The organism is Mesorhizobium sp. WSM4983 (assembly GCF_029625765.1).
GTDB lineage: Bacteria > Pseudomonadota > Alphaproteobacteria > Rhizobiales > Rhizobiaceae > Mesorhizobium.
Genome location: NZ_JARTVM010000001.1, coordinates 759547 through 774073 on the forward strand (window position 1 = coordinate 759547; position 14527 = coordinate 774073).

Consider the following 14527-nt stretch of genomic DNA (forward strand, 5'->3'; position numbering starts at 1 on the left):
GTTTTTGGGACAAGGCCTGCATGAAACAAAGAATCAAAAGCGCGTCCTGACGCGCTTTGGACGTTGGAGGAGAACATGGCCGGTTTGCCGACCACGGCACGCGTGGTGATCATCGGAGGCGGTGTCGTTGGCGCCTCCTCACTTTACCACCTTTGCAAGGCGGGCTGGACCGACTGCGTGCTCTTGGAAAAGAACGAGCTGACCTCCGGCTCGACTTGGCACGCGGCCGGCAACGTGCCGACCTTCTCGTCGTCCTGGTCGCTGATGAACATGCAGCGCTATTCTACCGAGCTATACCGGGGCCTCGCCGACGCGGTCGACTATCCGATGAACTACCATGTCACCGGCTCGTTGCGGCTCGCCCACACCAAGGAGCGCATGCAGGAGTTCCAGCGCGCCAAAGGCATGGGCCGCTATCAAGGCATGGACATCGACGTCGTCGGCCTCGACGCGATCAAGCGCCGTTACCCCTTCATCGAGACGCATGAGCTGAAAGGCGCGCTCTACGACCCGAGCGACGGCGACATCGATCCCGCGCAATTGACGCAGGCGCTTGCCAAGGGTGCGCGCGACATGGGCGCGAAAATCATCCGCTTCTGCCCGGTCACCGGCGTTCGCCGCGAAAACGGCGAATGGGTGGTGGCGACGCCGCAGGGCGAGATCCGCTGCGAGATCGTGATCAATGCCGCCGGCTATCGCGCCGCCGAAGTTGGAAAAATGTTCGGCCGCGAAGTGCCGATGATGGTGATGAGCCATCAATATATCCTGTTCGAGGAAATCCCCGAGCTGGCCGCATGGACCAAGGAACAGGGCAAGAAACTGCCGTTGCTGCGCGACGTCGACACCTCCTACTACCTGCGCCAGGAAAAGACCGGCATGAATCTCGGTCCCTATGAGCGCAATTGCCGCGCGCATTGGGTCGGCCACAACGATCCGATGCCGGAGGATTTTTCATTCCAGCTTTTCCCGGACGATCTCGACCGTCTCGAGCATTACCTTGCCGACGCCGTAGCCCGTGTGCCGATCCTCGGCACCGCAGGCCTTTCCAAGGTGATCAACGGGCCGATCCCTTATGCGCCGGACGGCAATCCGCTGATCGGTCCGATGCCCGGCGTGCCGAATGCTTTCGAGGCCTGCGTCTTCACCTTCGGCATTGCGCAAGGTGGCGGCGCCGGCAAGGTGCTGGCCGAATGGGTGACCGAGGGCCAGACCGAATGGGACATGTGGTCCTGCGATCCGCGCCGCTTCACCGCCTTTGCTTCGGCACCCGACTATTGCGTTGCCAAGGGCATGGAGATCTACGGCAACGAATACGCCATCCAGTTCCCGCGCCACGCCTGGCCGGCCGGCCGCGACCGCAAGCACTCGCCGCTGCATGAGCGCGTCAAAGCGCGGGGTGGCCAGTTCGACGCTTATAACGGCTGGGAGCGCGCCACCTGGTACGCGCAACCGGGCGACGACATTTCGGAAGAATCAACGCTGACTTTCCGCCGCGACGGGCCATGGCAGCAGCGCGTTCGCGAGGAATGCCTGGCTGTGCGCGACGCAGCCGGCATCCTCGATTTGCCCGGCTTCTCGCGCTTCAATCTCGAAGGTGAAGGCGCCGCCGAGTGGCTGGCCCTGCAGGTCACCGGCCTCGTGCCGAAGGCCGGCCGCATCGGCCTGGTTTATTTCGCCGACGATAAGGGCCGCATCGTTACCGAAATGTCGGTCGTGCGCCATGGCGAGGACCAGATGACGCTAATCACCGCGGCCGTCGCGCAGTGGCATGACTTCGAATGGTTGAAGTCGCGCATGCCGGCCGATGCGGCCTTCAGGCTGACCGATCGCACGGAGGAATACTCAACCCAGATTCTCGCCGGCCCGAACTCGCGCGCTATCCTTGCTGACGTCTGCGACGCCGATCTCTCCCTGCCTTGGCTGACGCATCAGGAGACGACCATCGTCGGCCGCTGGGCGAAGCTGGTGCGCGTCTCCTTCGCCGGCGAGCTCGGTTGGGAGATCCACACCAAGGTCGCGGACACGGCTACCGTCTTCGACGCGGTTTGGGCCGCCGGCCAGAGGCATGGCCTAAAGCCCTTCGGCATGTACGCGCTGGATTCGCTTCGGCTGGAAAAAGGCTACCGCGCCTGGAAAGGCGACCTCTCGACCGACTATTCGATCCTGCAGGGCGGGCTCGAACGCTTCGTCAAATGGGACAAGCCCGACTTCCGCGGCAAGGCGGCGCTGCTCAACGAAAGGCAGCAGGGCGTGAAGAAGCGCTTCGTCACGCTGGTCGTAGAAAGCCCCAGCGATTGCGACGCGCCCTATATGTCGACGCTCTGGCATGACGGCAAGATTGTCGGCGAGACGACGTCGGGCGGCTGGGGCCATCGCGTCGATAAGTCGATCGCGCTCGGCATGCTGCGTTCCGACCTGACCGAGCCCGGCACGGCGGTCGAGGTCGAAATCTTCGGCGACCGTTTCAAGGCGGTGGTGCAGAAGGACGAGCCTTTGTGGGATCCGAAGAACGAAAGGTTGAGAGCATGACATCCGTCATTCTTACCGATGGCGGCATGGGCCAGGAGTTGGTCCGTCGCAGTCAGTCCGAACCGACGCCTTTGTGGTCGGCCAGAGTGCTGATCGACGAACCGGAACTGGTGCGCGACCTGCATGCGGAATTCATCCGTGCCGGCGCTCGCGTCATCACCATCAACACCTATTCGGCCACGCCCGAGCGCCTGGCGCGCGAGGGCGCGGAAGAGCTGTTTAAGCCTCTGCAGAAGCGCGGCATCGAGCTCGCCCGGCAGGCGCGCGACGAAGCGGGTGAAGCCGCCATCGCCGGCTGCCTCTCGCCTCTGTTCGGCAGCTACGCGCCGGCGCTGACCATCTCCTTCGAGGACACGCTCGCCATTTACCGCCGCATCGTCGCCGAACAGGCAGAAGGCGTCGATTTGTTCCTGTGCGAGACCATGGCTTCCGCCGACGAGGCTCGCGCGGCGGTCACCGCGGCATGCGAGAGCGGCAAGCCGGTCTGGGTATCCTGGACTCTCGCCGACCACGGCACGCCCCGCCTGCGCAGCGGCGAGAGCATTGCCGCCGCGGCTAGCGCCCTCGGCGATCTGCCGGTGGCGGCACGGCTGCTCAACTGCTGCCGGCCCGAAGCCATTGCCGCCGCATTGCCGGAACTGCTGGCCCTCGGCGGTCCGGTTGGCGCCTATGCCAATGGCTTCACCTCGGTCGAGGCGCTCAAGCATGGCGGCACGGTCGACGTGCTGCACGCGCGCCATGATCTCGATCCGCACGCCTATGCCGACCAGGCGATGGGCTGGGTCGAGACTGGCGCCAGCATTGTAGGCGGCTGTTGCGAAGTCGGGCCGGCTCACATCGCTGCGCTACGCGACCAGCTCATTGAGGCCGGCCATCACATCTCAGGAGTAGCCTGATGCCAAAACCATCAAAGCGCATTACCGGCATCGTGCCATCGGGCAAGGATGGCTGGGAAGTCCACTTCGCCGCCTGGACCCGCAGGGCAGCCGGCGAGGACATCATCGTGCTCTCGGTCGGCGACCATGATTTCGACACGCCGCCGCAAACGATCGAGGCCTGCGTCAACGCCGTCCGCGGCAGCAACCACCACTACACGCCGCTTTCCGGGCTGCCGCGCCTGCGCAAGGCGATGGCAGCGGCCTCCTCCGCCTGCACTGGGGTCCTGACGGAACCCGACGAGGTCATCGCCACGGCCGGCGGTCAGGGCGCGCTCTACGCCGCCGTGCAGGGCGTGCTCGACCCCGGCGATCACGCCATCGTCGTCGCGCCTTATTATGCCACCTACCCCAACACCTTCAGCGCCGCCGGCGCCAGCTTTACCGTAGTCGAGACGCCCGCCGAGGACGGCTTTCAGCCGCGCGCCGACAGGATCCGCGCGGCGCTCAGGCCCAACACGCGCGCGATCCTGATCAACACTCCGAACAACCCGACAGGCGCAGTCTATTCGCGCGAACGGCTCGAGCAATTGGCCGAAATCTGCAAGGAGCACGATCTCTGGTTGCTGTCCGACGAGGTCTACTGGACGCTCGGCGGCGGCGAGCACATCTCGCCGCGCTCGCTGCCCGGCATGTCCGAGCGCACGCTGGTCATCAATTCCATGTCGAAAAGCCACGGCATGACCGGCTGGCGCATGGGCTGGCTCACCGGCCCGAAGGCGATGATCGCGCTGATGACCGATCTCAACCTGGTGACCACCTACGGCCTGCCGGCCTTCATCTCGATCGCTTGCGCCGAGGCGCTTGAAAACCACTACGGCGTGGACGAAATAGCCGAGCGTTACGCCGGGCGCCGCGCCGTGTTCCTCGACGCCATTCGCGGCGCAAATGAAGTCACCGTGCGCGGCTCCGAAGGCGGCATGTATGTCATGCTCGACATATCGGCCATCGAGCCCGACGACGAGAAATTCGCCTGGGCGCTGCTCGACAAGGAGAAGATCGGCGTCATGCCCGGCTCGAGCTTCGGCGAGGCCGCCGCCGGTCACATCCGCGTCAGCCTCTGCCAGCCTGAACCTGTCCTTCAGGAAGCAGCGCTTCGCGTGCGCCGCTTCGCTTCCGACTACCGCCGCGAGGCCGCATGACCAAAACCATTCCAACCAAAGCTCGCGCGGTCATTATCGGCGGCGGCGTCTCCGGCTGCTCGGTCGCCTATCATCTGGCCAAGCTCGGCTGGAACGACATCGTGCTGCTTGAGCGCAAGCAGCTCACCTGCGGCACGACCTGGCACGCCGCCGGCCTGATCGGCCAGTTGCGCGCCTCGCAGAACATGACCCGGCTGGCGAAATACTCGGCCGACCTCTACGTCAAGCTCGAGGCGGAGACCGACGTCGGCACCGGCATGCGCCAGGTCGGCTCGATCACCGTGGCGCTGACCGAGGAACGCAAGCATGAAATTTATAGGCAGGCTTCGCTAGCCCGCGCCTTCGATGTCGACGTGCGCGAGATTTCGCCAACCGAAGTCAAGGAGCTGTACCCGCATCTCAACGTCTCCGATGTGGTCGGCGCGGTGCATTTGCCTCTCGACGGCCAGTGCGACCCCGCCAATATCGCCATGGCGCTGGCCAAGGGCGCGCGGCAACGCGGAGCGACGGTTATCGAAAACGTGAAGGTCACCAAGGTCCACACCAGGAACGGCGGCGTCTCCGGTGTCTCCTGGGCTCAGGGCGAGGACCAGGGCACGATCGAGACCGACATCGTCGTCAACTGCGCCGGTATGTGGGCGCGCGAGCTCGGCCGGCAGAACGGCGTCACCATCCCGCTGCACGCGTGCGAGCATTTCTATCTCGTCACCGAGCCCATCCCCGGCCTCACCCGCCTGCCGGTGCTGCGCGTGCCGGACGAGTGCGCCTACTACAAGGAAGACGCCGGCAAGATGATGCTCGGCGCCTTCGAGCCGGTGGCGAAACCCTGGGGCATGGACGGCATTCGCGAGGATTTCTGCTTCGACCAGCTGCCCGAGGACATGGACCATTTCGAGCCGATCCTCGAAATGGGCGTCAATCGTATGCCGATGCTGGGCACCGCCGGCATCCACACCTTCTTCAACGGCCCCGAGAGTTTTACTCCCGACGACCGCTACTATCTCGGCGAGGCGCCGGAACTCTCCGGCTACTGGATGGCGACCGGCTACAATTCGATCGGCATCGTTTCCTCCGGCGGGGCCGGCATGGCCCTGGCGCAGTGGATCAATGACGGCGAGGCGCCTTTCGACCTCTGGGAGGTCGACATCCGCCGGGCCCAGCCCTTCCAGAAGAACCGTCGCTACCTCAAGGAACGCGTCTCCGAAACGCTCGGCCTGCTCTACGCCGATCATTTCCCCTACCGCCAGATGGCGACCTCGCGCGGCGTGCGCCGCTCGCCTCTGCACGAGCATTTGAAGGCCCGTGGCGCCGTCTTCGGCGAAGTCGCCGGATGGGAGCGCGCCAACTGGTTTGCCCGCGAAGGACAGGAGCGCGAATACCGCTATTCCTGGGAGCGGCAGAACTGGTTCGACAACCAGCGCGAGGAACACCTCGCCGTGCGCAACGGCGTCGGCCTGTTCGACATGACCTCGTTCGGCAAGATCCGCGTTGAAGGCCGCGACGCTTGTGCCTTCCTGCAGCGGCTCTGCGCCAACGACATGGACGTGGAACCGGGCAAGATCGTCTACACGCAGATGCTCAACGCCAAAGGCGGCATCGAGAGCGACCTCACCGTGACGCGGCTGTCCGAGACCGCCTATTTCCTCGTCGTGCCGGGCGCCACCTTGCAGCGTGACCTCGCCTGGCTGAGGCGGCACGTCGCCGACGAATTCGTCGTGATTACCGATGTAACCGCTGCCGAAGCGGTCATCTGCCTGATGGGCCCCGATTCGCGGAAACTGATCCAGAAGGTGAGCCCCAACGATTTTTCCAACCAGGCCAATCCGTTCGGCACCTTCCAGGAGATCGAGATCGGCATGGGGTTGGCCCGTGCCCATCGCGTTACCTATGTCGGCGAGCTCGGCTGGGAACTCTATGTCTCGACCGATCAGGCCGCCCATGTCTTCGAGGCGATCATTGAAGCCGGCGCCGATGTCGGGCTGAAGCTCTGCGGCCTGCATACTCTGGATTCCTGCCGCATCGAAAAGGCCTTCCGCCATTTCGGCCACGACATCACCGACGAGGACCATGTGCTGGAGGCAGGCCTTGGCTTCGCGGTGAGAACGGCCAAGAGCGACTTCATCGGCCGTGACGCGGTGCTCAGGAAGAAGGAAGCCGGGTTGAGCCGCAGGCTGGTGCAGTTCCGCCTCAAGGACCCGCAGCCGCTGTTATTCCACAACGAGGCGATCCTGCGCGACGGCATGATCGTCGGGCCGATCACCTCGGGCAATTACGGCCATCATCTCGGCGGCGCGATCGGGCTCGGCTATGTGCCCTGCAAGGGCGAGAGCGAGGCGGATGTGCTGGGCTCATCCTACGAGGTCGAGATCGCCGGCGAACGCTTCGCCGCGGAAGCATCGTTGAGGCCGATGTACGACGCGAAGGCTGAACGGGTGCGGATGTAGCGCAGCGTTCCCTTCTCCCCGTTCAACGGGGAGAAGGTGCCCGAAGGGCGGATGAGGGGCAGCGCCACACCTTTGTAAGTTGACGCCGCCCCTCATCTGCTGCCGCCATCTTCTCCTCATTTAACGGGGAGAAGAGAGCTATCCTCAAAAGCTTTCCAGCCTCGCCCTTACCTTCGCCAGAAACGCCGTCCGGCTCTTCGGCGTTGAGGAATCCATCAGGTAGTGCGCCAGGAAGAATGTCTTGCAGCGGGGGGCGCAGATGGCGCGCATGCCGCGCAGGATCGTCTTGCGGCCGGGCTGGCCGACAACGACGCTCCACCAGGTCGGCGCGCCACAGGTGGTGATGACGCCGACCTTGGTCACATGGGTCATCAGCGATTGGATCCGGCCTCTGCCGCGCGGCAGCTTGAAGGCGATGTCGGTCGCCCACACGCGATCGAACCAGCCCTTCAGCATCGCCGGCAATCCGTACCACCAGGTGGGGTAGATGAAGAGGATCGCCTCGGCCCATTGCAGATGCTCGAAATGCGGCCGGAGCGCCGGATCCTCAGGCGCGCGCTCGTTGTAGGAGCGCCGCTCTTCGCAGCTCATCACCGGATTGAACTTCTCGGCATAGAGATCGAGCAGCCTTACGTCCCAGCCTCGTCTCGTCAGCACCTCTATCGCCATGTCGCGGATCGCGGCGCAATAGCTCTCCGGCACCGGATGGCAATAGACCACCAGCACGCGCATCAGAATTGATCCATGCTGGCGGCCACCTTCGCCATGAAGGCCTTGCGCGTCTGATCCGTCGAAAGGTTCATCGAATAGTGTGCGAGGTAAGAGACGGAGGCGCCTGGCTTGATGTTGGCCCGCAGCGTGCGCTTCACCATTTTGCGCGGCGGATCGCCCATCAGCATGGCGCGAAAACGACTGCCGCCGTAGGTGGTGATGGCCGCGAGCTTGCGGATGTTGTGCAGCGTCGGCCGAACCTTGCCGTCGACCAGCTTGAACGATACGCCGGGCAGGAAGACGCGGTCGAAGAAGCCCTTCAGGATAGCTGGATAGCCGTAATTCCAGACCGGAAACGACAGCACCAACGCTTCCGCCTTCTGAAGCCTTGCGATGTAACCGGCGACCGCCTCGTTCGGCCCGCGCTGATCGTGGTAGCCGAGCCGCTCTGCGCGCGTCATCCGCGGATCGAAATCCTCGGCATAGAGGTCGCAGTCGTCGATCGTGTGGCCCGCCGCGCCGAGCCGCTCGACGATCGTCCGATGCAGTCCGGCGTTGAAGCTGGTCTCCACCGGATGTGCGTAGAGCACGAGGATGTTCACGGGAGTGGATCCCGCAGGTCAGCTCGACAAACCCCTGTTGTCCCATGCCACATCTCCTCCCTTGTGCGGGAGATGTCGCCAAAGGCGACAGGCCAGAGGAGGGTGCAGCGCCGGGCGCTCATCGCGATCACCTCGCCTTTTGCAGCCCCTTGAACAGAAACGGCTTGCCGGAGCGATAGTCATAGCCCGGATTCTCCCAGGCAATCATCTTGCCGGGGTTGAGCAATCCTTGCGGGTCGGTCTCGCGCTTGAAGGCAAGCTGAACCTCGTCAGTCTGCTTCATGCCGCCCTCTTCCAGCGTGTAGCGATGGGGGTTGAAGATCCAGCAGCCATTGTCCTCGTGGATACGGATGATCTCGTCGAGCCTTTCTTCCGTGGTGAAACGGACCAGCGGCAGCCCGGCGGCGCCGATCGCGCCGTCGAAGCGGATGAATTCGAGATGCGCCGGCACCTCGTCGCCGAAGCGGTCGACCATCGCCTTGACGTGCGCGAGATGGTCCGGCGACGGATAGCGCGCCTGCAGATAGGTGATCGTCGGATCGACTCTTATGGCGCGCAGCGTCGTGTGATTCCAGGTCAGCTCGTAGGCCGGCGGCAATCCCTTGAGGTCGGTCTCCTGGTCGGCCCGGAAGACGATTTCGCCTTTGCTGGCCCGGACGAACGCGAGGAACCCATCCATCGCGTGCGGCGCGATCATGCACACCACGATGCTCTGCTCGCGCCGGAAGAACTTCTGGTGTCGCTTGAAATAATCGTAAGGAATGGGTGCCGCGATCGGCGTGATCAGCTTCGCCAATATGCCGTCCTGCTCGGCGAGGTCGTTGCCGAAGCCCGCTGCACCCATGAAATCGTCGAAGCCGACGATGACATCGACCCAATCGTAGGACGCCGTCAGCGGCATCTCAACCTCGGTGATGATGCCGTTGGTGCCATAGGCATGCATCACCTTGAGCACGTCCTCGCCCGAGAGGTCCATGACGCGCGGCTCCGCCTCCATCGTCACGGTCCGCAGCCGGATGACATTGCCGAGATCGCGCAATCCGCCCCAGCGGATCGAGCCGACGCCGCCAGAGCCGCCTGCGACGAAGCCGCCGATGGAGGCGGTGTTGTAGGTGGAGGGCGACATGCGCAGTTCCTGCGCGGAATGCGCCCGCGCGGCGCGATCGATGTCGGCCAGAACCGCTCCGGGCCCGGTCACCACGCGGCCCGGCGCGATCGCCTTGACTTCGTTCATCTCGGCGAGGTTGAGCACCACGCCGCCCGACAGCGGCATCGCCTGTCCGTAATTGCCGGTGCCGCTGCCGCGCGGTGTGACTGGAACGCCGTGCCGGTGGCAGGCGGCCAAAATGCGGATCACCTCGTCCTCGTTCTTTGGCGTAACGATCAGGTCGCCGGTGACGTGGTCGAGCTGTTGTTTGAGGACGGGGCTGTACCAGTAGAAGTCGCGGCTCTTCTGCTGGACGATGGCCGGATGGTCGTCGATCTTGAGGCCTTCGAGATCGCGCTTCAGCGCTGCGATATCCATCATCACACCATCAATTCGTCGAGTTCAGCATAGTCGGGCAGCCGGCGCTCGATCGCCCTGCCCTCGCGCACCACGATGCGATCCGATTCGGGCCGCGACAGCAATTCGGTCCAGCTGCGTCCCTTGAAGACGATGAAGTCGGCGCTACCGCCGGCGGCGAGAGTGCCGACACCTTCCAGCCGCATCACCTCGGCCGGCGTCGCCGCTATCGCTTTCGGCCAGTCACCGACAGGGTGATCGAAATGCAGGATGCGTGTCGCCATGCGATAGACCTCCAGCATATCGAGGTCGCCATAGGCGTAGAACGGGTCGCGCGTGTTGTCGGAAGCGACAGCCACTTTGATGCCGCGTGCCTTGATCTCGTGCAGCAGCGTCACGCCGCGCCAGCGGGGCGTCGTGCCGTTGTTGCGCCGGTCCTGCAGATAGAGGTTGCACATTGGCAGCGACACGACCGCCAGTCCGGCCTTCGCCACCTTGTCCAGCGTGTCGAGAACTTCGAGGTCGGGCTGGCGCGCCAGCGAGCAGCAATGCCCGATCAGGATATTGCCCCCAAAACCGTTCCACAGCGAAGCCTCGGCGATCTTCTTCAGCGAGACGGCCGCGACATCGTCGGTCTCGTCGGCATGGAAATCGAGGTCGAGCCCATGCTTGATGGCTTCAGCGAACACCTTGTCGAGCAGTTCCTCGAGGTCGGGCACCATGTAAGTGACAACGCCGAGCACGCCCTTGGCCGCGGCGACGCGTTTTGCCAGACGCTCGAACCAGGCCTTGTCGCGCACGCCTTCGATGCCAAGCAGACAGGCGGCCTGCAGCTCGATCCGGCCTCGCCATTTTTCCCGCATCGTCTCAAACACCGGCCAGGAAATTTCCTCCTGCGGCGCCACGCTGTCGAGATGCGTGCGCAAGGCCCTGGTACCGTGCGCGTAAGCTGAGCGCAGCGAGAAATCCATGCGCCTCGCCACGTCCTCCGCGCTCCAGCGAGCGGTGCGATCGGCGGCAGTTGCGTTGAGCGCGCCTATGAAGGTGCCGTCGGGATTTGGCTTGCGCGGCCAGATATGGCCCTTGTCGATATGGGTATGGCAGTCGACGAAGCAGGGCAGCACGATGCGGCCGCCAAGGTCGATTGCGTCGAATGGCGGCTCGGCTTTGCCGTGCGCAATGATGCTAGCAATCTTGCCGTCGGCGACGGCAATGTCGGCGAGCGCAAAACCATCGGCATCGAAGCTTGCGGCAAGACCGGGCGTCAGCGATTGATGAACACGGACGTTGGCGAGTTGGTAACGACCAGAGGCTGGGATCAACATTCAGGCACCCTAGCGCTCCTGCTTCAGCGCGCTCTCGTGCCAGCGGCGCAGGATGAGATGCGACACCAGCGACAGCACGAGGAAGATCAGGATGCCGGTGAGCGAGATCAGGATCAGCGCCGCGAACAGCCTGGGAGCATTGAGCCGGTAGCCCGCCTCGATGATGCGCGAGGCAAGCCCGGACGATTGCCCCTGCGCGCCGGCGACGAACTCGGCCACCACGGCGCCGATCAGCGACAGGCCGCCGGCGATCTTCAGCCCACCGAGGAAATAGGGCATCGCCGCCGGCAGGCGCAGATAGCGCAATTGCTGCCAGCGGGTCGCGCCGTTGAGCTTGAACAAATCGCCCAGGTTGCGGTCGACCGAGTTCAGCCCGAGCGTGGTGTTGGAGAGGATCGGGAAGAAGGCGACGATCCAGGCACAGAGCAGGAGTTTGGTCGTCTGGTTGTTGATGTAGATGTTGATCAGCGGGAAGATCGCCACGATCGGCGTCACCTGCAGCACGATGGCGAAGGGGAAGAACGACATCTCCACCCATTTCGACTGCGCGAACAGCACCGCCAGCCCGACGCCGCCGATGACGGCAAGCAGCAGGCTGAGGAAGGTGATCCTGAGCGTCACCAGCAGCGAAGAGAACAACAGCCCGGCATCGTCATGCAGCGTCTGCAGGACCACGCCCGGGCGCGGCAGGATGTATTGCGGGATCCCGTTCCAGACGCAGATGCGATCCCACAGCCAGATCGCAAGCACCATGATCGCCAGCGGCAGTACCCATTTGCCGATCCGCTCCAGCCGCTCCTGGCGGACGCGACGCGCCTCTTCCGGGTCGAGCTTCAGGGCATTGTTTTCAATGGCCGTCATGATGAGGTCCGGCGGTTGAGTTGATGGCATTGACCAGCACGTCCGAGGCCTGCCGGCAGAGCGCCGCATAGTCGGGCGAAGTCCGGAATGCCTCGTCGCGCGGGTAAGGCGCTTCGATTGCAAGCTCGCCGTGGACGCGGCCCGGTCGTGCCGCCATGACGACGACACGGCTGGAGAGGAACACGCTTTCGAAGACGCTGTGGGTGACGAAGACGACGGTAAACCGCTCGTCCTGCCAAAGCTCGAGAAGATCGTTGTTGAGCTTGAAGCGGGTAATCTCGTCGAGCGCCGCGAAGGGCTCGTCCATCAGAAGAATGCGCGGCTTGGTCACCATAGCCCGTGCGATCGAGACACGCATCTTCATGCCGCCGGAAAGCTCGCGCGGCACGGCATTCTCGAAACCGGTGAGGTGCACGCGCGACAGCATTTCCATCACCGCGGGCTTGGCCTCCGCGCGCGATACGCCTTTCAGCCTGAGCGGCAGCCAGACATTGTCGAAGACGCTGGCCCATGGCAGCAGCGTCGGCTCCTGGAAGACGAAGCCGATATTCGAGCGGTCGATCGAGCCGCGCCAGTCGAGCTGACCGGAGGTCGGCGTCGACAGGCCGGCGATCAACCTGAGCGCCGTCGACTTGCCGCAGCCCGAGGGCCCGAGCAGGCTTAGGAAATCGCCTTCGCGGATCGCCAGGTCGACCTTGCTCAGCGCCGTGACGCCGTTGGAAAAGACCTTGCCGACATTGCGTAAGGAAAGCAGCATCGGGCTCTCACCCGATGCCGTTGCCTGCGCCACTTTCTCCTGGATCATCTCAGGCAGGCCGCCTTACTTCTTCAGCTCCCGCCCGACCCCCTTGTTGATGAAGGCGAGCGTATAGGCCTTCTTGATGTCGATGCCCGGCTGCGCGACCTTGGCCTTGACCATCTTGTCGTAGAAGCTCTGGATGCGCGCTTCGGTCATGCCGCCGATACCGAGCTTTTCCGTATCGCCGGAATCGACAATGCCGAACTTCTTCAGCTGTTCGATCGAGAAGGCGATCTGCTCATCCGTCATGTCCGGATTGTCCTTCTTGATCATCTCGTTGGCGGCCTTGTTGTCGCCGTAGAGGTAGTTGTACCAGCCCTTGGCCGAGCCATCGACGAAGCACTGCACCACCTCCGGCCGCTTGTCGATGGTGTCCTGCATCACTTCGATGGTCGTGGCATAAGTATCCCAGCCATTGTCGGCGAGCAGGAACTGGTTCGGCACGAAGCCGCCCTGTTTCTGCACCGCGTAGGGCTCCGACGTGACATAGCCCTGCTGGATCGACTTCTTGTTGGCGATGAAGGGCGCCGGATTGAAGGTGTATGGCACGCGCTTGGCGGCATCGAAGCCGAGATCGGTCACCATCCACTGGAAGAAGGTCTGTGCGCCCTCGTCGCCGAGGATATACTGGTCGGCGTTCTTCAGGTCCTCCCACTTGTCCAGCCCTTCGCCCGGATGGGACATGATGACCTGCGGGTCCTTCTGGAAGTCGGCGGCGACGACGCGCATCGGAATCCCCTGCTGCACGGCGTCGAAGGCCGAGAGCAGGTTGCCGCCCATGTAGAAATCGATCTTGCCGGCCAGCAGCATCGGCCGGCCGCTGACCTGCGGGCCGCCCTGCATGATGGTGACGTCGAGGCCGCAGGCGGCGTAGGTTCCGTCGGCGATCGCCTGGTAGTAGCCGCCATGTTCCGGCTCGGCCAGCCAGTTGGTGCCAAAGGTGACCTTCTCGTTGGCCGCAGCGCCCAGCGTGCTGGCAGCAAGCAGCGCGATCGCACCCGCCAGGATTTTTTCTTTTCCGTACATAAACATCACCCTCTCTTAGCTCCGGCGCGCTGCGCGCTGGGCTCCACTCCATTGGTTCAAGAAGCAAGACACATGCCACCGCCTTGGGCCGCCTGCTTGCGCGGCAGTCATTGCCGAGACCGGACGGGTCATGCTGTACAAATGGCATCGTGCCCATTTTTTGGACGCCTGTCCATAATCGCCCGGGCGGCATGCACCGCATCTTGAAGCTTTCATGAATCCGGCCTTAGTCTGCCTGCCGACAGGAGAATGCCATGCTCAATTATCTCGCCCCCAAGTCGATCAAGCCGCCCTTTGCCCGTTATAGCCATGGCGTTGAAATTCCAGCGGGAAAGCGCCTTGTGCTATGTTCGGGTCAGTTGGGCATCGCGCCGGATGACGCCGTCCCGGAGGATGCCGGCGCGCAGACCGAGCTTTGCTTCAAGAATATTGCCGCAATCTTAAGCGAAGCCGGGCTGACGCTGAACGATGTCGTGCGCATCAACGCCTTCGTCACCGATCGCGCGCATCTGCAGGCCTATATGGACGTTCGCAATCGCCTGTTTTCCGATCCGGCGCCCGCTTCGACGCTGATGATCGTTTCAGGTTTTGCCCGCCCGGAATTCAAGGTCGAGGTGGAGGTTCTGGCAGCAGGCTAGCTGTTGCCCGG

General features: G+C 63.7%; 12 protein-coding genes. 5 read left to right on the plus strand and 7 right to left on the minus strand.

The window, feature by feature from the left end:
- Positions 1-75 precede the first annotated feature (75 nt).
- Genes P9254_RS03845 through P9254_RS03860 form a run of 4 tightly spaced genes read left to right on the plus strand, consistent with a single transcriptional unit; the run spans position 76 to position 7050 of the window.
- Positions 76-2529 (plus strand): GcvT family protein, encoded by a 2454-nt coding sequence (locus P9254_RS03845; protein WP_278053680.1) that lies wholly within the window; start codon positions 76-78, stop codon positions 2527-2529.
- Positions 2526-3425 (plus strand): homocysteine S-methyltransferase family protein, encoded by a 900-nt coding sequence (locus P9254_RS03850; protein ID WP_127239513.1) that lies wholly within the window; start codon positions 2526-2528, stop codon positions 3423-3425. The genes P9254_RS03845 and P9254_RS03850 overlap by 4 nt, the downstream gene beginning before the upstream one ends.
- Complete coding sequence (locus P9254_RS03855; RefSeq protein ID WP_127239512.1) at positions 3425-4606, plus strand: pyridoxal phosphate-dependent aminotransferase; 1182 nt, start codon at positions 3425-3427, stop codon at positions 4604-4606. Before P9254_RS03850 ends, P9254_RS03855 begins: the two co-directional genes overlap by 1 nt.
- Complete coding sequence (locus tag P9254_RS03860) at positions 4603-7050, plus strand: GcvT family protein (protein WP_278053679.1); 2448 nt, start codon at positions 4603-4605, stop codon at positions 7048-7050. Before P9254_RS03855 ends, P9254_RS03860 begins: the two co-directional genes overlap by 4 nt.
- 144 nt (positions 7051-7194) lie before the next feature.
- On the opposite strand, the gene P9254_RS03865 is transcribed toward P9254_RS03860, so the two are convergent.
- The 7 genes from P9254_RS03865 to P9254_RS03895 all read right to left on the minus strand — a co-directional run bounded on the left by P9254_RS03865 (position 7195) and on the right by P9254_RS03895 (position 13878).
- Positions 7195-7782, minus strand: coding sequence for an NAD(P)H-dependent oxidoreductase (locus P9254_RS03865; protein WP_095778509.1), 588 nt, complete (start codon positions 7780-7782; stop codon positions 7195-7197).
- Complete coding sequence (locus P9254_RS03870) at positions 7782-8363, minus strand: NAD(P)H-dependent oxidoreductase (RefSeq protein ID WP_278053676.1); 582 nt, start codon at positions 8361-8363, stop codon at positions 7782-7784. Before P9254_RS03870 ends, P9254_RS03865 begins: the two co-directional genes overlap by 1 nt.
- A 127-nt stretch (positions 8364-8490) precedes the next feature.
- Entirely contained in the window at positions 8491-9888 is a 1398-nt protein-coding gene (locus tag P9254_RS03875) for an FAD-binding oxidoreductase (RefSeq protein ID WP_095801962.1), read from the minus strand.
- Between the two features lie 2 nt (positions 9889-9890).
- The gene (locus P9254_RS03880; protein ID WP_095802021.1) at positions 9891-11189 is read right to left on the minus strand and encodes a cytosine deaminase; all 1299 of its coding nucleotides are present in this window, start codon (positions 11187-11189) and stop codon (positions 9891-9893) included.
- Between the two features lie 12 nt (positions 11190-11201).
- Positions 11202-12053, minus strand: coding sequence for an ABC transporter permease (locus P9254_RS03885; protein ID WP_095825693.1), 852 nt, complete (start codon positions 12051-12053; stop codon positions 11202-11204).
- A complete protein-coding gene (locus P9254_RS03890; protein WP_095801964.1) occupies positions 12040-12858 on the minus strand; it encodes an ABC transporter ATP-binding protein in 819 nt (272 codons plus the stop codon). Before P9254_RS03890 ends, P9254_RS03885 begins: the two co-directional genes overlap by 14 nt.
- Positions 12859-12873: 15 nt before the next feature.
- Positions 12874-13878: an ABC transporter substrate-binding protein gene (locus P9254_RS03895; RefSeq protein ID WP_067329238.1), complete on the minus strand. Its 1005-nt coding sequence runs from the start codon at positions 13876-13878 to the stop codon at positions 12874-12876.
- A 254-nt stretch (positions 13879-14132) separates the two neighbouring features.
- Between P9254_RS03895 and P9254_RS03900 the strand changes: the two genes are divergently transcribed.
- Positions 14133-14516, plus strand: coding sequence for a RidA family protein (locus P9254_RS03900; protein ID WP_067329236.1), 384 nt, complete (start codon positions 14133-14135; stop codon positions 14514-14516).
- The last annotated feature ends 11 nt before the right edge of the window (positions 14517-14527 follow it).

Coding starts and splice junctions, on each gene's coding strand:
- P9254_RS03845 (WP_278053680.1), top strand. CDS start 76: ATGGCCGGTTTGCCGACCACGGCACGCGTGGTGATCATCGGAGGCGGT.
- P9254_RS03850 (WP_127239513.1), top strand. CDS start 2,526: ATGACATCCGTCATTCTTACCGATGGCGGCATGGGCCAGGAGTTGGTC.
- P9254_RS03855 (WP_127239512.1), top strand. CDS start 3,425: ATGCCAAAACCATCAAAGCGCATTACCGGCATCGTGCCATCGGGCAAG.
- P9254_RS03860 (WP_278053679.1), top strand. CDS start 4,603: ATGACCAAAACCATTCCAACCAAAGCTCGCGCGGTCATTATCGGCGGC.
- P9254_RS03865 (WP_095778509.1), bottom strand. CDS start 7,782: ATGCGCGTGCTGGTGGTCTATTGCCATCCGGTGCCGGAGAGCTATTGC.
- P9254_RS03875 (WP_095801962.1), bottom strand. CDS start 9,888: ATGGATATCGCAGCGCTGAAGCGCGATCTCGAAGGCCTCAAGATCGAC.
- P9254_RS03885 (WP_095825693.1), bottom strand. CDS start 12,053: ATGACGGCCATTGAAAACAATGCCCTGAAGCTCGACCCGGAAGAGGCG.
- P9254_RS03890 (WP_095801964.1), bottom strand. CDS start 12,858: ATGATCCAGGAGAAAGTGGCGCAGGCAACGGCATCGGGTGAGAGCCCG.
- P9254_RS03895 (WP_067329238.1), bottom strand. CDS start 13,878: ATGTACGGAAAAGAAAAAATCCTGGCGGGTGCGATCGCGCTGCTTGCT.
- P9254_RS03900 (WP_067329236.1), top strand. CDS start 14,133: ATGCTCAATTATCTCGCCCCCAAGTCGATCAAGCCGCCCTTTGCCCGT.